This window comes from Planococcus beijingensis (genome assembly GCF_016820615.1).
Lineage (GTDB): Bacteria > Bacillota > Bacilli > Bacillales_A > Planococcaceae > Planococcus > Planococcus notacanthi.
On the sequence record NZ_JADHDZ010000002.1, the window covers coordinates 352,189 to 373,332 of the forward strand.

The 21,144-nt window shown below is 46.0% G+C and carries 23 protein-coding genes; 17 read left to right on the forward strand and 6 right to left on the reverse strand.

All coding sequences use genetic code 11. The features are described from left to right. Window positions 1–318: 318 nt before the first annotated feature. Entirely contained in the window at window positions 319–780 is a 462-nt protein-coding gene (locus tag IRE19_RS07920; RefSeq protein WP_203339923.1) for a universal stress protein, read from the reverse strand. Between the two features lie 550 nt (window positions 781–1,330). Next, window positions 1,331–1,561 (reverse strand): hypothetical protein, encoded by a 231-nt coding sequence (locus IRE19_RS07925; RefSeq protein ID WP_203339924.1) that lies wholly within the window; start codon window positions 1,559–1,561, stop codon window positions 1,331–1,333. A 61-nt stretch (window positions 1,562–1,622) separates the two neighbouring features. On the opposite strand from IRE19_RS07925, the gene IRE19_RS07930 reads away from it, so the two are divergent. Then, the gene (locus IRE19_RS07930) at window positions 1,623–2,141 is read left to right on the forward strand and encodes a tubby C-terminal domain-like protein (RefSeq protein WP_203339925.1); all 519 of its coding nucleotides are present in this window, start codon (window positions 1,623–1,625) and stop codon (window positions 2,139–2,141) included. Window positions 2,142–2,219: 78 nt separating this feature from the next. On the opposite strand, the gene IRE19_RS07935 is transcribed toward IRE19_RS07930, so the two are convergent. Both IRE19_RS07935 and IRE19_RS07940 read right to left on the reverse strand, forming a co-directional pair. After that, window positions 2,220–2,696 carry a DUF948 domain-containing protein gene (locus IRE19_RS07935; protein ID WP_203339926.1) on the reverse strand — a complete coding sequence of 159 codons (477 nt, stop codon included), beginning with the start codon at window positions 2,694–2,696 and terminating at the stop codon, window positions 2,220–2,222. A 186-nt stretch (window positions 2,697–2,882) separates the two neighbouring features. After that, window positions 2,883–3,509: an RraA family protein gene (locus IRE19_RS07940; protein WP_203339927.1), complete on the reverse strand. Its 627-nt coding sequence runs from the start codon at window positions 3,507–3,509 to the stop codon at window positions 2,883–2,885. 332 nt (window positions 3,510–3,841) lie between these two features. Here IRE19_RS07940 and IRE19_RS07945 point away from each other — a divergent pair, with 332 nt between their 5' ends. The 4 genes from IRE19_RS07945 to IRE19_RS07960 all read left to right on the forward strand — a co-directional run bounded on the left by IRE19_RS07945 (window position 3,842) and on the right by IRE19_RS07960 (window position 7,019). After that, a complete protein-coding gene (locus IRE19_RS07945) occupies window positions 3,842–4,993 on the forward strand; it encodes a hypothetical protein (RefSeq protein WP_203339928.1) in 1,152 nt (383 codons plus the stop codon). Window positions 4,994–5,223: 230 nt separating this feature from the next. Beyond that, the gene (locus tag IRE19_RS07950; protein WP_203339929.1) at window positions 5,224–6,156 is read left to right on the forward strand and encodes a DUF5996 family protein; all 933 of its coding nucleotides are present in this window, start codon (window positions 5,224–5,226) and stop codon (window positions 6,154–6,156) included. Between the two features lie 150 nt (window positions 6,157–6,306). After that, a complete protein-coding gene (locus tag IRE19_RS07955; protein ID WP_203339930.1) occupies window positions 6,307–6,609 on the forward strand; it encodes a hypothetical protein in 303 nt (100 codons plus the stop codon). A 23-nt stretch (window positions 6,610–6,632) separates the two neighbouring features. Continuing rightward, window positions 6,633–7,019: a hypothetical protein gene (locus IRE19_RS07960; protein ID WP_203339931.1), complete on the forward strand. Its 387-nt coding sequence runs from the start codon at window positions 6,633–6,635 to the stop codon at window positions 7,017–7,019. A 90-nt stretch (window positions 7,020–7,109) separates the two neighbouring features. Here IRE19_RS07960 and IRE19_RS07965 read toward each other — a convergent pair whose 3' ends face one another. Together IRE19_RS07965 and IRE19_RS07970 are read right to left on the reverse strand one after the other, a co-directional pair. Beyond that, window positions 7,110–8,201, reverse strand: coding sequence for an FAD-dependent oxidoreductase (locus IRE19_RS07965; protein ID WP_203339932.1), 1,092 nt, complete (start codon window positions 8,199–8,201; stop codon window positions 7,110–7,112). A gap of 16 nt (window positions 8,202–8,217) precedes the next feature. After that, the gene (locus IRE19_RS07970; RefSeq protein ID WP_203339933.1) at window positions 8,218–8,799 is read right to left on the reverse strand and encodes a CDP-alcohol phosphatidyltransferase family protein; all 582 of its coding nucleotides are present in this window, start codon (window positions 8,797–8,799) and stop codon (window positions 8,218–8,220) included. Window positions 8,800–8,988: 189 nt separating this feature from the next. Between IRE19_RS07970 and IRE19_RS07975 the strand changes: the two genes are divergently transcribed. The 12 genes from IRE19_RS07975 (at window position 8,989) to IRE19_RS08030 (ending at window position 21,084) form a co-directional block, all read left to right on the forward strand. Then, complete coding sequence (locus IRE19_RS07975; RefSeq protein WP_203339934.1) at window positions 8,989–10,872, forward strand: FAD-dependent oxidoreductase; 1,884 nt, start codon at window positions 8,989–8,991, stop codon at window positions 10,870–10,872. Further along, complete coding sequence (locus tag IRE19_RS07980) at window positions 10,869–11,516, forward strand: TVP38/TMEM64 family protein (RefSeq protein ID WP_203339935.1); 648 nt, start codon at window positions 10,869–10,871, stop codon at window positions 11,514–11,516. The genes IRE19_RS07975 and IRE19_RS07980 overlap by 4 nt, the downstream gene beginning before the upstream one ends. Window positions 11,517–11,563: 47 nt before the next feature. Continuing rightward, entirely contained in the window at window positions 11,564–12,811 is a 1,248-nt protein-coding gene (locus IRE19_RS07985) for an ABC transporter substrate-binding protein (RefSeq protein WP_349291262.1), read from the forward strand. Further along, on the forward strand, window positions 12,795–13,679 hold the full coding sequence (locus IRE19_RS07990; protein ID WP_203339936.1) for an ABC transporter permease: 885 nt from the start codon (window positions 12,795–12,797) through the stop codon (window positions 13,677–13,679). The genes IRE19_RS07985 and IRE19_RS07990 overlap by 17 nt, the downstream gene beginning before the upstream one ends. Continuing rightward, entirely contained in the window at window positions 13,679–14,494 is an 816-nt protein-coding gene (locus IRE19_RS07995; RefSeq protein WP_203339937.1) for an ABC transporter permease, read from the forward strand. The genes IRE19_RS07990 and IRE19_RS07995 overlap by 1 nt, the downstream gene beginning before the upstream one ends. A gap of 12 nt (window positions 14,495–14,506) precedes the next feature. Continuing rightward, on the forward strand, window positions 14,507–15,583 hold the full coding sequence (locus tag IRE19_RS08000; RefSeq protein WP_203339938.1) for an ABC transporter ATP-binding protein: 1,077 nt from the start codon (window positions 14,507–14,509) through the stop codon (window positions 15,581–15,583). Between the two features lie 445 nt (window positions 15,584–16,028). Continuing rightward, complete coding sequence (locus IRE19_RS08005; RefSeq protein WP_191715723.1) at window positions 16,029–16,376, forward strand: ArsR/SmtB family transcription factor; 348 nt, start codon at window positions 16,029–16,031, stop codon at window positions 16,374–16,376. Window positions 16,377–16,442: 66 nt separating this feature from the next. Then, window positions 16,443–16,862, forward strand: a complete 420-nt coding sequence (gene arsC / locus IRE19_RS08010; protein WP_191715722.1) for an arsenate reductase (thioredoxin) — start codon at window positions 16,443–16,445, stop codon at window positions 16,860–16,862. A gap of 20 nt (window positions 16,863–16,882) precedes the next feature. Next, complete coding sequence (gene arsD, locus IRE19_RS08015) at window positions 16,883–17,260, forward strand: arsenite efflux transporter metallochaperone ArsD (protein ID WP_203339939.1); 378 nt, start codon at window positions 16,883–16,885, stop codon at window positions 17,258–17,260. Further along, window positions 17,257–19,044 (forward strand): arsenical pump-driving ATPase, encoded by a 1,788-nt coding sequence (arsA, locus tag IRE19_RS08020; protein ID WP_203339940.1) that lies wholly within the window; start codon window positions 17,257–17,259, stop codon window positions 19,042–19,044. Before arsD ends, arsA begins: the two co-directional genes overlap by 4 nt. Next, a complete protein-coding gene (locus IRE19_RS08025; RefSeq protein ID WP_203339941.1) occupies window positions 19,044–19,316 on the forward strand; it encodes an iron-sulfur cluster assembly accessory protein in 273 nt (90 codons plus the stop codon). The genes arsA and IRE19_RS08025 overlap by 1 nt, the downstream gene beginning before the upstream one ends. 172 nt (window positions 19,317–19,488) lie before the next feature. Continuing rightward, a complete protein-coding gene (locus IRE19_RS08030; protein ID WP_203339942.1) occupies window positions 19,489–21,084 on the forward strand; it encodes a long-chain-fatty-acid--CoA ligase in 1,596 nt (531 codons plus the stop codon). Window positions 21,085–21,144: the final 60 nt, after the last annotated feature.

Below are 21,144 nucleotides of genomic sequence, written 5' to 3' on the forward strand. Positions count from 1 at the left end.
CCTCAGCTGACAGGCAAATTTCCATTAAACCAGCATTTTTGCCAAATCATTTTTGAACATTTCAAGTCTATTGTGAAACATGTAAAAATATGCCACAGTTTAAACGTAAGATTTGAGTTGAAATTGCAATAAATTCAATCGCAAGGGATGGCTTTGCCTGCGGGGCAGGAGAGGACTGGAGAGAAAGCATCGGATGTGCTTCACATTATCACAAATCAAAAAGCCTCTTCCTTGTTGCAGGAAAGAGGCTTTGAGCCAATGAAAGGTTTGAAAAATGAAACGTCATTGATAGGTGCCTAACAGCAGGAAATGGAATCCTTAATTGACCTCTTCTTCAGGGTCCGGAATACGGACCACCAGTACATCGCAGGGGCTGCTGCGGACAATATGCTGCGAAACACTTCCAAGCATGAAACGTTCCAAGGCATTGATTCCGGATGCACCGCATATGATCAGGTCCGCTTCAACTTGTTTAGCAAAGTCTCGGGCAATAACCCTCTTAGGTGAACCTGAAGTGACGATGTTGTTTACATTTTCCACTCCGGCGTCCACGGCTTCGGCTTTGTATTTCTCCAGAAGTTCTCTGCCGTACTTAAAAGCCTGCTGTTCGGTATCAACTCCGTGGAGTCTGATGGGCGTATAGGTCCGGGGGTCGGCAACGTAAATCAAGTTCAAATTGGCATTGTTTCGTTTGGCGATGCCGATCGACTTTTTGAATGCGAGTCCTGCTTCGTCCGAGCCGTCAACTGCTACGAGAATCTCTTTGTAAGCTAAAGCCATTGTTTACCCTCCTGTCAATTTGTGTAGTATTAAGTACTTCTCCGTTGAACGGGAGAACTCCTGCAGTTAAACGGAGCAATTGGGTTAGCTAAATAGACCGGCACTTTTGCGATTGAGGCTGTGTGTTTCATTCCAGTTATTACATCTTGGGGATAAAATGGATGGTCAGCAAAATTCGTCAACCCACCAACATTCCAGGAGGTGAATCGCATGGGAAGAATATTAAAGTATCTGCTGAATTTCATTGCAGGAATGATTGTTTACTGGACGATTACAACCTTATGGATATATTAGAAAAGAAAAACAGATGAAACTTGCAGTTGAATCATTCGTATATTTACTATCAATTATACATTTAAGGAGCGATTATCAGGAGAGTCAAGACGTTTGTTAGATGGAGCGAAAGCAACTTAGATCAAAAAGTGAATGGATTCTCGAAGATTCCACATTGGAGATTGTGGATATTAAATAGGCTATTCATTTCTTTTTCTTCAGCGCAATGGTGATTTATAAACAATCAACTTATTCGAAAGACCCCATCTAAATAAAGTTACAAACGTTTATTGAAGACGGAAAGTGTGCCATAAACCACAGCGATGCAAAGTATCGTAATGCTGAATGCATTCGTAATCAAATCAACGTCCAGTTCATTGATTGAACTTAAGGTTTCTCCATCTTTTCCAATTGAAACCATTGTCCATCCATTATAGCTAAGCAGAAAATAGGATAGCGTCAAACCTAAAACCAAGCCTATAACAATTGAGAGCCAGCCTTTTTTCATCCGTAATTCCTCCTGATCGAAAATTCATATAGTAGATTAAAATAATGTAAGGAGGCAGGGGATGCAGCAGTTTACTTATCGAGTCCACAAAACGTTTCAACGGCCGAAAAAAATGGCGCTAAGAGACGAATCGGGACAAGCGTTGTTCTTGTTGCACCGAAAGCGCCATCCATTTATAGCAGGGATTTTCAATGCATTGCTGAGTTCCGGTTTGCCTTATATATATTTAATTACACAGTTGGATGGAAAACCCTTTTACAGCATCGACTGTTCGTTTCCCGGTTTCGGTTATTGCATTTTAGACCATCAATCCCAGAAATCCGTTCCGGTTGCAGAACATCGCGTTCAATTGATAGAAATAGCTTATTCATTTAAATTGGACAACCGCAGCTATTATTTTGAGAAAGACTTTGCTGGGACGGGCCATTTGAAATGCAATGACACAGAAATTGCGGCTGTATCAATGTCCAACTTAATCGTCAGCTCTGAGCTTGATGTGGTCCATGTCGAGGCGGTAAATCAGGATAAGGCATCATTAGCTGCAGTGCTATTTCACACATTCTTTTATTACAACCCGTAGTGAAATCCAGAGTTGATAACGCAGAAAAAATACACTCTGTATCGGATACCCAATACAGAGTGTATTTTCATTAACAAATTAATATTCTTTTACGTCCGGCATGGTGGTTGGAGAATAAGTAGAGTTGCTTTTATTAGGCAACTTACGGTTTTTGATCATATCAACTAAACCGATTGCCGTATTGCTGTATTGATTAACTTCTGCGATATTGCGTTTATCCCGGTCCACTCGAGTCGTAATATCACCTGTAATCGATCGGACGGTTGCATTCAAATCAACAACCGAATTCAGGGTGCCTTTAGCGGCATCAACCAAAACTCCGACTTTTTCGGATTTTACTTGCACATCTTCTTTTAATTCATTTGCAGTATGCGATAAGGTCGTCACTTCCAAATTAAGCTTGTCAACACGCTCTTTCAAGTTGTTTGCGGAACCTTTCATTTTTTTCACCGGTTCTTTGATTCCCGAAATCAGCATAACAACGCCGACGATTGCGATAATCAGGCCCAGCACGAAGATTCCAAGTGCTATGTACAGCCACATTGTTGAATCCATGGTGTTTTCCTCCTCTAAATTTATTGATGTCTTGGATATGCTATACCCGTTATGTCCCATCGCTTAACCCATCAAAGGGTGGTTTTTGCCCGTATAGCAAAGGTTTTGGAAGGATGGGCATTGTCATTATCAAAAAATCCATGATTTTTTTCGAAAAGCTCCTAGTGGTCATTGTCTTTTCGTCATTTAAGCTTTCCCGATCTGCTCTTTTAAATACTTCTTAATAGCGACAATATCTTCTGAAACGGAAGTGGCGCGCTCATCATCTTTTTTGAGTTTCTCCAGTGAACCGGCTAAAACCTCTTCTGCCTTGGCCTGTGGGATCACAGTGACGCCATCGCAGTCTCCGACAATGATGTCACCGGGTTGAACCGAAACGCCTCCACAGGAAATTGCCGTATTGATCTCTCCTTGTCCAGCCTTATTGCCGGCCGCAATTGTGGTGCCTTTACAGAAAATCGGGAAATCCAATGCCTTGCATGCCTCCAGATCCCGAACGGCACCATCTACGACAAAGCCGGCGACGCCCAAGGTCTTGGCCATGCCGATGACAAAATCACCTGCGACAGCACGCGACAAATCACCTTTTGCATCAATGACGATGATGTCGCCAGGTTCGGCTGCATCCAACGCTTTCATAACACTGTAATTGTCTCCTATGGGCATTTTAACGGTAAGGGCTCTTCCGCTGATTTTGTAGGTTTCCTTAAGCGGTTTAATCGATGGGTCCAGATTGTTCATCCCTTTCATCGCATCGGAAATTGCGGTGGTCGGAATGGATTTGAATCGTTCACTGATCGGGTTATTCGGCATTTTGACAACACTCCTTTTGATTTCAGAAAAGAAATTGAAGAATAGCCATTCAAATCTGGATTATTCTCTCTTATTAAATAAAAGCATATCGTTAACTGAAGAATAAGTAAAATCGAATCTATTAGTCAATATCAATAAGTACTACTTAAATATTGAGAAATGAATCTGCCTATTCCTAAGCAAAATTCTTCACAAGGATAGGTATAGGCGATGCTTTATAAATAAGTTATTTTCAATTATGTGTAAGGGAAATACCCGTTTGTTTGATTCCCTTATATCCAGGAAATGGGTATAATAAATGAATGAACAGTTGGATTAAGGGAGGGAAAATGATGCTGTGGACGACAAAATTTGAGAACAGATTCGAAGCATTTTGGGATTGGTTCAAAGTTAGAGAAGAGACCTATTGGGACTTGCAGCTAGCTGACAGAGATAAAGAGTTGGACAATTTGACGAAAAGGCTTCAACGGGTCAATCCTCATATAAGCTGCAAAATCTGCGGTGAACTTACAGACGGAAAGAGACAGTTGGTTATAAGTGCAGAAGGAAAAGTGGAGGCTTTTGATGATGTACTGAATTTGGAAATGGCTGCCCCCCAACTACAGAAATTTAAAATTAATTCATGCTGTCAGTCTATTTCAGAAGGAGTGGAAGTGATTACTGATTTAAGCTTTCTTCCCCCGACATTGAAGCGTTTGAAATCTTTTGATGAGGTGCTGCATAGGGATGGAAAATCATTGGATGAGTATATGGGCTTGCATTGGATAGATGATACAAAGGCCTACCAGCAGACGCCGCTCGACGCGCTCCCCTTCATGGGGACAGGTGTAGATGGGGTTCATATTGGCCTGTTGACGGATTTTGGTAAAGTCACCGATCTGGAACAGGCATTTATCGTCAGTGTTTCACCAATGGATTTTGAAAATGAAGTGAAGTTGCTTGCCAGAAATGCAAAAGAATTTATTGATTATCTCTACAGTGATGAGGAATTATTGTTTTTATTTAATGGATCGATGCTTGAGTCGATTGATGATTACCAAATAATGAAGCAAAATGCAGAAAAGGACGCCTCAACGGAAACGGATTTTTATAGAGTACGAAAAGAAGTGGCAGCGAAATTGCAAGAAGTCATGGGCTGTGTGGATATAGCCAACGTCTACGAGTACATTCAGAAGACAGTAACTGCGTCAAGAAGTACGCAAGTCGTTCTGCCGACAATGGATGGCCTTGGTATAGCCGCTACAGAAAATATAGCGGATCATTCTCCCCTTTTTCATTTAAAAAGAAATGAAGACCCGACTTTAGAAGAAATTATGACATTTTTTGTTTCTGCTCCAAAGGAAAGTAAATTGGCTTTGATCAGAGATGTACAATTCACTGGATTGGTTTTTGAAGATCCTGAACTAAAGGCATTTCTCATCGAAGAGTTGAAGGAAATGGGCTGCTGCAAAGAAGCTGCACGATTGGTTAGTTTAAATTGGTGAACCTGAAATATCAGTGTGGAACCCTTGCATAATAGAGAAAAGTCTAAAAAAAATACTACTATTCATCATCTATGTATGAATAGTTGCCGATTAGTTTCTATTTGTCCAAAAGATTTCTTAATATTCTTCTAACTTGCTATGGACATGTGCAGTCTCTGGTACATTATGTTTCTTATTTGGTGACGGTTGGTATAGTAGTTAAAATAACACGAATCCCGGAGGCGAACAGAATGAAGGTTGATGTGATCAAGCATTCCGAGTGGGCTGATACCAAATTCACTTTGCATTTGATTTCACAGATTCTGGGGAAAATAAAATTGGAAACTGCCCAACAGGAGCCGCAATGGGCGCATGTCGGGTTGAATTTGACACCTGATGGTTTTTCGACAGGCTTGCTGTTTCAAAAGAATACAGCTTTTCAAGTGGATGTAGACATCCGCAACAGCCAAATCCTTATCAATGTGGATGGCAACGTCCGATCCCTGGAATTAAAATCCTCCAAATCCATAAAGGATTATTTTGAAGAAATAATGGAAGCGTTGAATTCAAATGGCATCCGCGTCACGATTAATCCTAAACCGCAGGAAATGGCCTATCAGAAAAACTTGAACGAAGACAGCACTCCCTTAACTTTTAATCGCCAGCAAGCGATGAGGGGGCTGCAACTATTCCATTTGGCACAGCGTGAACAACTGAAGTTTGTAGGCCCGCTCAGATGCCGGAAAGTGAAACCTCAACTGTTTTGGGGAACATTTGATGTGTCTTTGTTGATTGTCAAAAACAAAATGGACCCATTCCCGGAAGACAAAATCATCGAAAAAGCGGCTTTTGATGAACAGATGATCGAATACGGATTTTGGTTGGGAGATGATAAAGTCGATGTTCCGACTTTTTTTGTGCTGCCTTACCCATTCATCTTTAAAGACTTGAATGATGACGTCCTGAAACCCAAAGAGGCTTACTATAATCCGTCGGTGAGTGAATACTTTCTCAGTTTAGAAAACGCCTTTAGTTCTGATGGTGCAGGTCAGCCAATACAGGATTTTTTTCATTCCAGTTTCGATATTTTGTCTCGGGAACTCCTGTGGGCAGACAGCGCCCATTATTTCATTCCACTGAAGATGGACAAGCAAAATGATGCCAATCTTATTGATAAAGGTTAACAAAGCTGATTAATACTGCTGAATTGGCTGTGCTATAAAAACATGGCCTGTTTTTAGGATGATTACTATTAGAAAATTCGATAATTTTTCGTGTACAGTGATGGAGTTGGTTGATATACTAAATAATGGAATAAAAAAGGGGAGTTGGGTATGAAAATAATGGGGCAGGCTTTGTTGGGAGCGGCCATCTTCCACATTCTTTATTTTTTGGCGTCGCTTGCAGTCGGCTATGTGAAAACCGTCACCTACAGGCCTAATTTTTCGAGCGCGTGGGAAAATACAGGGGATCTGCAGAGTACCGTGTCTTTTGGGACTGCAACTTCTCCAGTGTTCTATATGGGAACGTTTTTGGCAACGGCTCTTGTTTGCGGATTGCTGTTGATTGCTTATAAAAAACTTACTTCCTTGCCTTGCCGGACAGAAACTGAAAGCAAGCGCCAACCTAAAAGATAAATGCCGATAAGGAGGTCCGCTTGATGAAAACAAAGCTGTTACTGATCATGCTGATTGTTTTATTGGCCGCATGCACTTCGGACGATTCGATCCTCAGCTTTAGTGAAGTCGAAACCGTGCCGGACAATTTAAATCAGCTGATAGATCCACATGAACCCCTACAGCTCATCTATGAAGGTGAACAAACAGCCTACATAATTTATCAATCTGCAGGAGATCCTCTTACCGATATTGAAGAACAGGACGACACACTTAAAATTTTGATCAGTGAAGCGGACGGCAGCAGCATTCCTGCAAAGCAGCATGTCTACAAGCTGACATTGGATGATCATCATGAAGTGATTGGTGTCTTCATCAATGGAAAGTCAACAGCATTTGATCGCGTGTCGACTCTGGGTGAAGAAAATTAAACAGAAAAAGCCCATTCCTATGCTGACTATACAGGTCGGCACAGGAATGGGCTTTTGCCTGTCGGAAATAACGATTTGTGTTTCCATTCTCTATTCATAAAGATTTTTGTAGCGCTCCATAAATTTCTGGTCAATCCGTTGCTTCATTTTCCAAGGGATCCTTCCATGCAAAGCCCGTTTTCCGTATGTCAGGAAAGCTTGACCTTCACCGGTCGACAAAATGGAGACATACCGCGTTTGCGGAACAAAGGGCAACAGCGCATCTCCGGAAAGTCTATTCTTTAGGTTTTTCCACAAAATTGGACCTTGGCGAACCGCATAAACGCCATTTTTGGCGAGGACCGGATAACGATCGATGGTTATACAGTCACCGGCTCCAAATAAATCAGGGTGCCGGATGCTTTGCAGCTTGTCGTTGACCAGCAAAAATCCGCCGGCATCTGTAGCCAAGCCGGAAAGCCTAAAGAGAGCTGCGCTTTTCGGACCCGTCAGCCACAATACACCTGATTGGGGATAGCTTTTGCCGTCACTCGCCGTCACGCTGATGCTGTCGATGGCTTGCACCGACACCCCCGTCATAAATGGCAAAGCTTTTTGTGTACCGACATTTTCGATTTTTTTTGAAGCCGCTTTACCTTGGCCATGGAGCAGGGAAGCCGAACTGAACAATGCCACGTTGGCTGGGAGCTTATTCTGCTTTCTCCAGGCTAAAATGGAGAAAGCCAATTCTACTCCCGAAGATCCTCCTCCAACGACTACAGGATATGCGGTATCTCTAATGTGAAGCAATTGCTCAGGAAACCGATAATTGGGTTTAATGGAGGAAACATAATTTTCTGCAGCTTGGGGGATATCGCTTTGCGAACCGATGTCAAACGATGCCAAGTCATAGGGATAAACCGCTCCGTCTGCACCTGTGAGCTCTTTTGCCTTAGCATCGACAGCGATGATAGTATCCTCGATAAACTCCGCCCCGACATGCTCGCTTAGTTTTCGAAGATGGATGCGGATGTCATCTTCGCTATAAACACCTTCAGCAAATCCTGAAAACATGCCAGAATAATATTGGTAAGGGGAGGGGGATATCACCACAACCCGGCAGTCTTTCGGAAAATCCGTCTTCAGTTGTTCCAGGCAATGCAAATGTGCATGTCCGCCTCCGACCAGCACAAGATTCTTCATCCAACTCTTCTCCTGTCTATTTCAGAATGCGCCGGGCCTCGGCCATACGCTGGCAGATCGTGATGATTTGCACAGCGAAAAAAAATAAAGTAATGGCTGTTAAGTATGTTGAAAAAATAATCATTAGGGTAAAGAGAATAAAGCCTTCTGTTCTTTCTGCCAAGCCAGCCTGGTAATAGAACGACTTCATCCCTTGTTTATCGGACAAAGCGCCTACCGTCAGAAACACGGTCATGGCGATGATGATGGAAACACTCAACAGCAGCAATGCCCACATCGATTCGGGAAAACGGAATGCCAACCCCACGATTACACTGATTTCCACCAAACGGTCAAAACTGATATCCAGCAAGGTCCCCCATGAAGATGGTTTGGTTTTGCGTGCCATGGTGCCGTCAACGACATCGAGATAGCCGGAAAACCAAAGAACGAAAACAGCCCAGAAAGGCTGGTCCAGGTAAATGAAAACACCTGAAGACATGCCGATAGCAAAAGCGATTTTTGTAACACCATCGGCCGTGAAACCCTTTGACAGCAAGAAATCAGCCGTCTTTTCTACGACTGGTTGAACATGTTTTCGAGCGTGTGTATCCAACATTCAGTTCACCTTTTTCATTTTCAAGTTACTTTCAGTATAGTATATGTTCCTGATTCAAACCCGTAATCCCACTCGAAGGCGAAGAAGGGGATTTCATTTTTTCTCGCGATCCGAGTCTGATTAGGAGTAAGTTTTTTCAGTAGTTTGTTAAGATGATACTAATTTAGAATAAGAAAGGAAATGGTAAAGATGGTAAAAAAATATGATATTGCAATAATTGGAGCTGGCGCAGCCGGTTTGACCGCTGCATTTACAGGAGCGGGATTCTCGAAAAAAGTGGTTTTGATCGACAAGAATTTACCGGGCGGAGAATGTACTTGGTCAGGCTGTATTCCAAGTAAATCGCTGATCAATACGGCAAAAGAAGTCCATCATGCCAAAAAATATTCACCCAACCTCCAAATCGATACATCTGCCGTCCTGAAAGACATCCAGGAAGTGATACAGAAAGTCTATGCGGGAGAATCACCGGAAGTGCTGAAACAATCAGGCATTGATTTCATCAACGGCTATGCCAAATTCGTGGGTCCGCATGCAGTAGAAGTGGATGGCGAACGCATTGAAGCGAAGAAGTTTATCCTTTCCACAGGCTCATCACCGATGGTACCGCCAATCGACGGACTGGATAAAGTGCCGTATTTGACGAATGAAACCCTCTTTATCCAGAAAACCTTCCCGAAATCCATGACCATACTTGGTGGAGGGGCTATCGGCGTCGAAATGAGCCAGGCTTTGAACCGCATCGGCGTGAAAGTGACGCTGGTCGAGAAATTCGAACGAATCCTGCCGAAAGATGAAGAAGAATTGGTCTTGATGATCCAACAGCGTTTGATCGATGAAGGCGTAACGATCCATACGGGTGCTACTGCCGTTAAAGCTGATCAAAAAGGCGATCAAATCGATTTGACAATCGAAAAAGATGGCAAAGAAATGACGGTAACCGGAGAAGGGCTTTTGGTAGCGCTTGGACGCCAAGCGAATGTCAAAGGCTACAATCTGGAAAAAGCAGGCGTCGAATACAATTCGAAAAGCATCCAAGTGGATGACCATATGGAAACTACCGCTAAAGGCATCTATGCAATCGGCGATGTTGTCGGACCGTACCAATTATCACATATGGCCAATGTGCAAGGCATTACGGCTACGCAGAATGCCATCTTGCCCATCAACAAAAAAATGGATTACGAGCATGTCACGTGGTGTACATACACGGATCCAGAACTCGGCAGATCCGGTTTGTCCGAAGAAGAAGCGCGCGAAAAATACGGCGACTCGATCCGGGTTTATGAACACGATTACGCTGACATCGATCGTGCCAATACCAAAAAAGACAGCATCGGCAAAGTGAAGATCATTCTGGATAAAAAAGGCTACATTTTAGGGGCGAGCATTCTCGGCGATCGTGCCGGAGAAATCATCAGCCAGATCCAGACCATCAAATCCCTGCACATCAACATGGGCAAATTGTCAGGTGTCATCCATCCCTATCCGACTTACAGCGAAGTGCTGGTGAAGATCGGCAAGAAAGTCTATGTTGATAACTTGTTGAACCAACCGGTCGTTAAAACATTCAATAAAGCCAAAGCGGGAGAAATTCCGGCAGAAAAAGTCGCCATTTACGGAGCGGCAACTGCAGCGGGGATCGGCATCGCGAACATGGCCATCAAAAACAATGTCAAACCGAAGCTCGGCGTAGAAAACGGCCGTCTGAAAGAAATGCCGTCAACACCAAACGCCGTGTCATCCCAGTCTGGTTCTAAAGACAAATTTGTTCCTGCGTGGCCATACAATGGCACGAAAAGCCAGGCGAAAAAGAACTTGATCGGGATGTTGAAAGGCTATGAAGGTGTGACGATCGTCCAAAACGACGAAAATTACGTATACGCTGTCGCGAAATCCAAAACGATGCGCTTTAAAGACGACATCGAATTTTATTTTAACGATGCCGACCAACGAATCGAATTCCGTTCAGCTTCACGAATCGGCTATTCAGACGCAGGCGTCAACCGAAAACGCTACGATGAAATGAAAAACCGGTATTACAACATCTCGGCGCATACGCGCAATTCATGAAGAAAGGCACCGCTCCAATAATCGGGAAATGGTTGCTGGCAGCAGTAGCCATCGTCCTAATTGTCTGGTTAAGTCGTTCCGTTTTTGATGTTGACGCAAATGGCATCCGCCGCTGGATTTTATCATTCGGCTTTTGGGCACCGGCCATCTATATGCTGATTTATACCATCAGGCCATTGGTCTTTTTCCCGGCATCGGTACTGTCGATTGCTGGCGGCCTGGCGTTTGGCGCCTGGCAAGGTACGTTCTACACTATTATCGGAGCGACACTCGGAGCTATGCTGTCCTTTATTATCGCAAAATCAGTAGGGAAAAGCCTGGTCCGCAAAGAATGGACTGGGAATGCCGGGAAAATCCAATCGCAAATGGAACAAAACGGCTTTCTCTATGTTCTGTTGTTCCGCTTTATTCCGGTCATCAACTTTGACTTGATCAGCTACGCAGCCGCATTCGCGAAAGTTCGTTTTGGATCTTTTGCCTTAGCGACATTGATTGGTATCATTCCAGGTACCTTCGCCTATAATTTCTTAGGGAGCAGTTTTATCAGCGGAAATCCACGGATTATTATTTTGGCGGTCCTGGTTTTTGCCGTTTTGACCGCAGTTCCGATTTTGATTCGCAATAAATGGAATAAAAAGCAATAGCTCGACGAATAAAGTGCATTTTACTAAGCGTTTAGGAAGTGGAAAGAGTGAAAAAGTTTACATTGTTAATGCCAGGTTTGGTGGCACTTACACTAGCTGCATGTTCTGATGAATCTGGAAGCGGAACAGCAGAAGAAACAGAAAACCTATTGACGGACGACTGGGATGAAGTTTCTGAAGCTGGGATGGGACAGGAAGTCAATATGTACATGTGGGGCGGAAACGACAACATTAACCGCTACCTCGATGAATGGGTGGCTCCCCGGTTGAAAGAAGAGCACAACGTGGAATTAACCCGTGTGCCGGTAAATGATGCGCAGGACATCATCAATCAACTGGTCGACGAAAAAGCAGCTGGCAAAAATGAAGGCAGCATGGACATCATTTGGATCAACGGCGAAAATTTTAAAGCGGCGAAAGACAATGAGTTGCTGTGGGGAGATTTCAGTGGCCAGTTGCCGAATTTCAATGACTATGTCGATGCAGAAGCACCGGAAATCGCAACCGATTTCGGGGAAGCAGTCGACGGACTTGAAGCGCCATGGGGCAAAGCCCAATTCGTTTTTGTCCATGACGAACTGAAGTTGGAAAACCCACCGAAATCAATGGAAGAACTGGCCGAATGGGTCAAAGAAAATCCTGGCCAATTCACTTATCCCGCGTTGCCTGATTTTACAGGAAGTGCATTTATCCGCCACGTGCTCTATGAAACGACGGGCGGTTATGAACAATACCAGCAGCCTGCCGCAGACATCGAAGACTTGGAAGCACGTCTGGAACCGATGTGGCAGTACATGAATGAAATCGAGCCTTATTTATGGCGTGAAGGAACAACTTATCCTGAAAGCCTGGCCAAGCAAGATCAATTGTTTGCGAGCGGTGAAATCGGAATGACCATGAGTTATGATCCGGCGCTAGCTGCCAGCGAAGTATTGAAAGGGCGATTCCCCGAATCCACGCGCACATTCGTGCTGGAAGGCGGAACACTGTCCAATACGCATTTCCTTTCGATTCCCTTCAACTCTTCCGATAAAGCGGGTGCAATGGTGGCCATTAACGAAATGATGTCGCCGGAAGCCCAAACCGCTAAACTGTCTCCTGAAAACTGGGGAGATCTGTCGGCGTTGGATTTGGAGAAACTGTCTCCTGAACAACAAGACGCCATGAATAATGTGGACATGGGCGAGGCAACTCTTCCATTGGAAGACCTGGAAAACCACCGCCTTCCTGAATTGTCTGCAGATTATATTGAAATTATCGAAAAAGGGTGGATGGAAAATGTGGCAAAAGAGTAAGCCTTATCTTTTGCTGCTGCCTGCCATCGGCACCATTGTCCTCCTGTTTTTTGGAGGACTTTTTGATGGGCTGCTGAAAAGCCTCGGCTATTTTCCAGCAATCGGGGAAACCGGTTTTGAACTGACCGCCTATACGGAGTTGTTCCGCTCTTCTGCATTTTGGGAATCCTTATCCTTGACCGTACGTGTGGCCGCCTTGTCGTCTCTGATTTCAGCCGTATTGGGTGCAGCAATTGCGGTGTCGCTTTTTATGCTGAATGAATCTGCAAAGTCGCGAAATACCCAGCTCTGGCACCGAATGTTCCAATTGCCGTTAACCATTCCACATCTGGTCGGCGGCTATATTATTGTGCTGCTGTTTATGCAAAGCGGTTTTATGTCAAAGATTTTCGCAAACTTTGGATGGATCGGGGAAATCCAGGAGTTTCCCGTGCTGGTCAATGATCCATTCGGCTGGGGCATTATTTTAACCTATGCCTGGAAAGAGGCCCCTTTTGTATCTTTGATGATTTATCCGGTATTGTCTCGGATCCACCGGTCGTGGCGTGATGTATCTCGTGTCTACGGTGCAGGAAACTGGAGTTTTATCCGTGAAATTGTTCTGCCGGCGATCTTGCCGGCATGGACGATTGCGGCATTCATCGTTTTTGTTTTCACGTTTTCTGCTTTTGAGGTTCCATTCCTGTTGGGGGTAACGTACCCAAGCATGTTGCCGGTCTATTCGTATCAACTCTACACAAGCGGTACATTGGCGGACCGGCCGGAAGCGTTAGCTGTGAATATCATCTTGGCGGCTTTAACCATTTTATTGGGGCTGGTCGTTTATTATTTCAGCAAACGCTGGAATGTAATGAAGGGGTGGGATTGATGAATAAACCCCGAGTCTTATTAAAAACTTTTTTATTCATTCTTTTATTCATAGTCATTGGTCTACCGTTTATACCGTTGGTGCTGTCGAGTCTGTCGTTTGGCTGGCAATGGCCGCACATTCTGCCTGAGTCATTCAGTTTCCGTGCCTGGGAATATGTGCTGATTGGAAGCTCCGGTACGTGGCAAGCCGTTTGGATGAGCTTATTAATCGCTTTGACCGTCACGGCTGTGAATATTCTGCTTGCGGTGCCCGCTGCTATTGCTCTTGTTCGCCATCAACTCCGCGTTAAATGGCTTTGGGAAGCGATTCTTTTTGCCCCGATTGTGATTCCGCCTTTTGTTGCGGTGATGGGCATCCATTTGACGTTTCTGAGATTGGGACTGACGGAAACCATCTGGGGTGTAGTCCTGGCGCATATCTCACCGACTTTGCCCTATATGGTGCGAGCGGTCGTCATCAGCTATTCCACTTTGTCAGTTGATTGGGAAAATCAGGCACGCATGCTCGGGGCTGGCCCGGTTTCACGTTTTTATCATGTGGTGCTGCCGCATCTGTTGCCGGGCATCGCAGCTGGGGCCAGCTTGAGCGTCCTGATTTCTTTAAGCCAGTACTTGATCACCTTCATCATCGGGTCCGGCCAAGTGGCGACGTTGCCGATTCTGTTGTTCCCGTTCATAAGTGGTGGGGATCCGGCAGTGGCTTCCGCTTATTCCTTGCTGTTTGCGGGCATCGCCATCGTGACTTTGGCCGTAATGGATACCGTTTTGAAAAAATACTATCAAAACAAGAAAGCCGTCATAGAGAAGGGCTAAAGGAGTGGGACGATGAGCGATTTGCGCATCATCAATCTTGAAAAAAAATACGGCCAGACGCCAGAAAAGAACAATCCGGCATTTTCTTTGACGCCGGTCGAGCTGACCATAAACGAAGGCGAGTTTTTTTCTCTGCTTGGCCCTTCTGGGTGCGGCAAAACAACGCTTTTGAAACTGGTGGCGGGCCTGGTGCAGCCGGACGCAGGCGAAATCTGGATAGGAGACGCCAATGTAACGGCAGTTCCACCGGAAGCCAGAAGATTCGCCATGGTGTTTCAGCAATCCCTGCTGTTTCCGCATATGACAGTGGAGGCCAATGTGGCCTTCGGTTTAAAAATGCAGAAAATCGGCAAAAAACAGCGCTTGGCCCAGGCGCGTGACATGCTTGTTCATGTCGGGCTCGATGGGTTCGGCAGCCGCTTTCCGGATCAATTGAGCGGTGGGCAACAGCAGCGTGTGGCATTGGCAAGAGCCTTGGTATCCAACCCGCGTGTCTTGTTGATGGATGAACCGTTCAGTGCCTTGGATCCAGGCCTTCGGGAAGAAATGAGGAACCTGCTCAGCCGCATCCACAAAGAATTTCGTGTTACGGTGCTGTTCGTTACCCATGACCGTGAAGAAGCTTTCCATTTGTCCGACCGAATCGGAGTCATGAGCGAAGGACGTTTGCTGCAGGTTGGAAAGGCGAAAGACATCTATGAAGAGCCCGAAAGCAAGAAAGTTGCCAGATTCCTTGGTCTGAAAAATATCATTGAAGGGAACGTTGCAAACGGCTGCTTCGCTTCAATGGATCAGGCCATTGAATTTCCGGTAGGCGAGAGCATTAAGTCAGGTGCTTCCTACATGGTATTGCGCCCGGAAATGTTGAAGGCAGTTGATCATCGTGCCTTGCAGTCCCCTGATTCATTGTACTTACGGGGAACGATTCAACAGCTGCGCTTTAACCACGGATTCTATACAGCAACCGTACAAGTGGAGGGACATCAATTGGAAAGCCATTTTTCCAACCTAGAAGCAGAAGGAATGATCGTCGGCCAAGGGATTTTATTGTCAATTGATCTGAATGCGATTCATATTACTAATGAATAGAGATGAATAGAAACGAATGGAAGCTGATACTCACCTTGAGTGTCGGCTTTTATTATATTCAAGTTTATTCATAGCGAATTTATTGGACTTCAAAAATCTGGCGGAAGAGTTGTTGGGTAGCATTATTCATGATATTTGAAAAACCTTTTGAATGTAATTATTCATTCATATTCCGCTCTAACAGCAGCTGTTTTTCATTTCAGGCAGATCCAATATTGGCGATTATCCGGTCAAATCGGAAAAATCTAACTGAGCGGACTGGATAACTTCGTCAATAGGCCGGTGTCCGCAGAATTTTCAAGTGATAGAGATGGGGCATTGCCATTTCTTCATCAAGATCGCAGACTGAGCCTTTCTGTCCGACCTGCGCCAGCAATTGAATCTTTATGGCAATTGACTTATATAAACAAATGATTATATACTGAATCCAAAGGAGTGGATCTTCATGGAGACTTTAGCAAAAACAACTGCAGCTGACGTCACGGCTTGCCTGAAAGCCGTCAGCGATCCCACACGCCTGCTGATGATGAAGCTGGTGGAGACCAATGAACTATGTGTCTGCCAGTTTGTCGAGATGTTCGGCATGAGCCAGCCGGCCATCAGCCAGCACCTGCGTAAGCTGAAACAAGCAGGACTCGTGAAAGAAAACAGAAAAGGGCAATGGCGCTTTTATTCCTTGAACCAGGATTCGGTGCATGCGCCGCTGCTGCAGAATATTTTGAGCCATATTGAAGAGGCAGATCCCCAGCTATTAGCGCTGCGCGCCAAAGAAGCTCCAGTGGATTGCTGCTGATAAGAAGAGAATCGCAGACAAAAATAAGCGGCTGCCAAAAGCTGCTCAATTGAGGAGAACCTAATTATGCCGAAAAAAACGATTTATTTTTTATGTACCGGTAATTCCTGCCGCAGCCAAATGGCTGAAGGCTGGGCGAAACAACATTTAGCTGGAGAGTGGGATGTTTACAGTGCCGGCATCGAAGCTCATGGCTTAAATCCGAACGCGGTAAAAGCCATGAATGAAGTGGGCATCGACATCTCAACCCAAACTTCTGACATCATTGATCCAGAACTGCTGAATAGCGCGGATTTCGTTGTGACGCTTTGCGGCGATGCAGCTGATAAATGTCCGATGACTCCGCCTCACGTCAGACGTGAACATTGGGGCTTTGAAGATCCAGCGAAAGCACAAGGGACAGATGAAGAAAAATGGACAGTGTTCCAAACAGTCCGTGATGCAATCGGCACCCGTATCGAAACTTTTGCCAAAACGGGAAACTGAACGTTAAAGGAGAATGTCTGATGACTAAAGTGACGATATACGATCCAGCTATGTGCTGTGATACCGGTGTTTGCGGTCCGGTAGTAGACCCGAGACTGACTGCAGTGGCAGCCGCTGTTTTTTCGTTGGAGAAAAAAGGCTTCGACATCAAGCGGTTTAATTTAGGGACTGACCCTGCTGCTTTTGTGGAAAATAAAACGGTCAATGCGCTATTGTTCGACCAAGGTGTTGAATCATTGCCGATCACACTCGTTGATGGGGAAGTGGCTAAAACCGGAGAATACCCGACTGCCCAGGAATTCGCTGCCTGGTTCAAAGTGGAGGAAACGGAATTGCAGCCGGTTAAACAACCTGGGATTCCACTGAACGTCAAAATTGCATCATCCGGTGCAAAATGACCGGCGATATCTTTAAACCGGCTGATATCAGCGGAACACCATTTTTGTTTTTCACCGGCAAAGGCGGAGTCGGCAAGACTTCCACTGCGTCTGCTACTGCTGTCGCTTTAGCGGATTCCGGCAAACGGGTGCTTTTGGTAAGTACGGACCCGGCTTCCAACCTGCAGGACGTTTTTAATGTGGAACTGACCAACGAACCACAGGCGATAGAAGGGATCCAGAACTTGTTCGCCTGCAACCTCGATCCGGAAGAAGCGGCACGGGCCTACCGGGATTCAGTGGTGGGGCCATACCGGGGAAAATTGCCGGAAGCGGTCATCAAAGGGATGGAAGAGCAATTGTCCGGTGCCTGCACAGTAGAAATCGCGGCATTCGACGAATTCACCAAACTCTTGGCCGACAAACGCGTCCTGGACGATTACGATCATATTCTTTTTGATACAGCACCGACCGGCCATACCTTGCGGCTCTTGAAGCTGCCGACTGCCTGGAGCGGATTTTTGGATGAGTCCAGACACGGGGCGTCTTGCCTTGGGCCGCTCGCTGGGCTCGATGCCAAAAAGGAACTGTACGCCAGTACTATGGATGCATTGTCCGATCCGAGCCAGACTGCATTGATCCTGGTGGCGCGTCCGGACACGGCTTCGTTCAAGGAAGCTGCCCGTGCGTCCCAGGAACTTCAATCCATCGGCATCGAGAATCAGCTGCTGATTATGAACGGCATCTATTCTCCAAAACAAAACGAAGACCCGGTGTCACAGGCGTTTGCCCTTCAGCATCACCAGGCTTTGCTGCAAATGCCTCAAGCTTTGAAGAACTTGCCGGCACACAGACTGCCGTTCGTGGCATTCCCATTGACCGGCATCACGAACTTGCGGCGTTTGTTCACTCAACCGGATTGGCGTACCGCGCCACTGGAAATTGGGGAGCAACTGCCAGCTGGACTGGAACAGTTGAAGGATTTAGTCGACCATTATTCAGTTAACAATACACGTGTCATTTTGACGATGGGCAAAGGCGGCGTCGGCAAGACAACGGTTGCATCGCTGCTTGCGGTCGGTCTGGCTGAAAAAGGCCATCCTGTGCACTTGACGACAACTGATCCTGCGGCGCATTTGGCGGACCGTTTTGAAGGAACCGGCGGTGATCGGTTGACGGTTTCCCGCATCGATCCGGAGCTTGAAGTCGAAGCCTACAAAGCTCAAGTTTTGGCAGCCGCAGGTCCGCTTGACGAGGAAGCACGCGCTTATTTGGAAGAAGATCTGCGTTCACCGTGCACCGAAGAAATTGCGGTGTTCCGTGCGTTTGCGGAAGTGGTCGCTAAAGCGGACAACGAAATCGTCATCATCGATACGGCGCCAACGGGGCATACCTTATTGCTGCTGGATGCGGCACAGACCTACCACAAGGAATTGGCACGCTCGACCGGAGAAGTTCCGCAAAGCGTCCAAAACCTGTTGCCGCGCCTGCGCAATCCGGAAGAAACCGATGTTCTGCTCGTTACCTTGCCGGAAGCGACTCCTGTTTTTGAAGCGGCTCGCCTGCAGAAAGACTTAGAGCGTGCAGGAATCGTTGCGAAAAACTGGGTCATCAACCAAAGCCTGGCAGGCACAGGAACTGCGGAAGCACTTCTGCAAGCCAAAGCCCAAAGTGAATGGCCATGGATCCAAAAAGTCAGCCGTGAGCTTGCTGCGCGCACCGCGCTGATCCCATGGCAGGCACAGGACAGCATCGGCTATGATAAAATGAAGAGACTCATCACAACAGAAAAGGGGATTTTTTAATGAACATCACACAACCGGCAAAAGACATGCTGTTGGAATCCATGAAAGAAAATGCAGCACAAGGCATCCGTTTTTATTTCGCGGGGCAAGGCTGTTGCGGGCCGCAATTCGGCTTGTCGATGGACGCGCCGGAACAAGGCGACGTCATCAAGCAAATCAACGGCATCCAAGTAGCGCTTGACGAACGCGTCAGCCTGATGGTGGAAGAAGTGTCGCTTGATTTCAAAGACGGCGGACTGGTGCTTGAAGGTCTTCCTGAAAACAATTGTTAAAATGGCCATAATGAATTTCCAAACCGGAAGCCCGATAAACGGAGCTTCTGGTTTTTTCTTTGGTCGTCCGAATTGTCGAGCGATTCCGAAAACTGTATTGACACAGTTAAGGGCACTACCTATACTTGATATATAACAGTGAAGCAATTTACAGACGAAAGGGGATCTACTTATGCTGGCAACTTTAACACCACTCGATTGGAAACGCCGTGCAGTCAAATACTACCCGGAGAAAATTGCGGTCATCGATGGAGACAAGAAATTTACATACAAAGAATTCGGAAACCGGGTGGACCGGCTTTCCATCGCCTTACATAATGCTGGCATCAAAGAAAAAGAACATGTGGCGGTCATGCTGCCGAATAACCATGCGATGCTGGAATGCTTTTATGGCATCCCGCCGCTGGGAGCAGTCATCGTCCCGCTCAATTACCGCCTGTCGACAAAAGATTTGGCGTACATTTTAAAGCATAGCGATGCCAAAATGTTGATTGTCGATGCGGAATTCGGCAAATTGATCGAAGAAATCCAAGACGAACTGCCGATCGAAAAGTACATCGTCGTTCCGGTAGAAGGCTGTAAATCAGCGATCAAAGGCATCGATTACGAAGACTTTATCGGTGAAGTGCCGGAAGATGCCAAAGTTCCGACGGTAGAATTGGATGAAAATCAGATGCTGTCCCTTAACTACACAAGCGGCACGACATCCAATCCGAAAGGGGTTATGCAGACCCACCGCACGAATTACATGAATGCGGCAAACTTCCTGCATCACTTGGAGATCAAATACGATGATGTTTATTTGCATACCTTGCCGATGTTCCATACAAACGGCTGGGGCGGCGTCTGGGCGATTACTGCTGCGGGCGGTACCCATGTCTGCTTGCGCAAGGTCGATCCGCCATTGATCCTCGACCTTTTCGAAAATCATGGCATCACCTCACTTTGTGGAGCACCAACAGTCGTCAATATGCTGGTCAATGACCCGAAAGCGAAAGAAATCGAACTCAAGCAAAAAATCCGTATGGGAACAGCGGGAGCGCCTCCTGCTGCAGCATTGATCGCCAAAGCACAAAGCATCCTCAGCTTGAACATGATGCATGTGTATGGGTTGACGGAAACGTCGCCATTCATTCTTTATTGCGAATGGAAAAATGAATTCAATGACCTCGATCCCGAACAACAGGCTTCCATCAAAGCGCGCCAAGGAATCGAACTGGCATTCAACGGCGAAACCAAAGTTGTTAACCAGGAAGACGGCGAAGAAGTTGCATGGAACGGCAAAGAACTGGGGGAAATCGTCACTCGCGGCAACGTCGTGATGGCCGGTTATTACAAAGATCCGGAGAAAACAGCAGAAGCCATCCGTGACGGCTGGTTCTATACAGGCGACTTGGCAGTTACTCATCCGGATGGCTTTATCGAAATCCAGGACCGGATTAAGGATATGATCATTTCAGGAGGCGAAAATATTTCATCTACTGAAATCGAAGGCGTTCTCTACAAGCATCCGGCCATTGCCGAAGTTGCCGTCATAGCGGTTCCGGACGAAAAATGGGGAGAAGTGCCAAAAGCCATCATCGTCCTTTATGAAGGGGCGGAAGTGACCGAAAAAGAGATCCTGGACTATACCCGCGAAAATATGTCGCGCTTCAAAGTGCCGAAATCCGTTGATTTTGTAGAAGCTTTGCCGAAAACGGCGACGGGCAAACTGCAGAAGTTCCAATTGCGTGAAATGTACTGGGGCGGCGGCAAAAAAGTAAATTGATCGAAAGTAGACAGGCGAAGAAAAATCTTCGTCTGTTTTTTTATTGGTTGTTTAAAGATT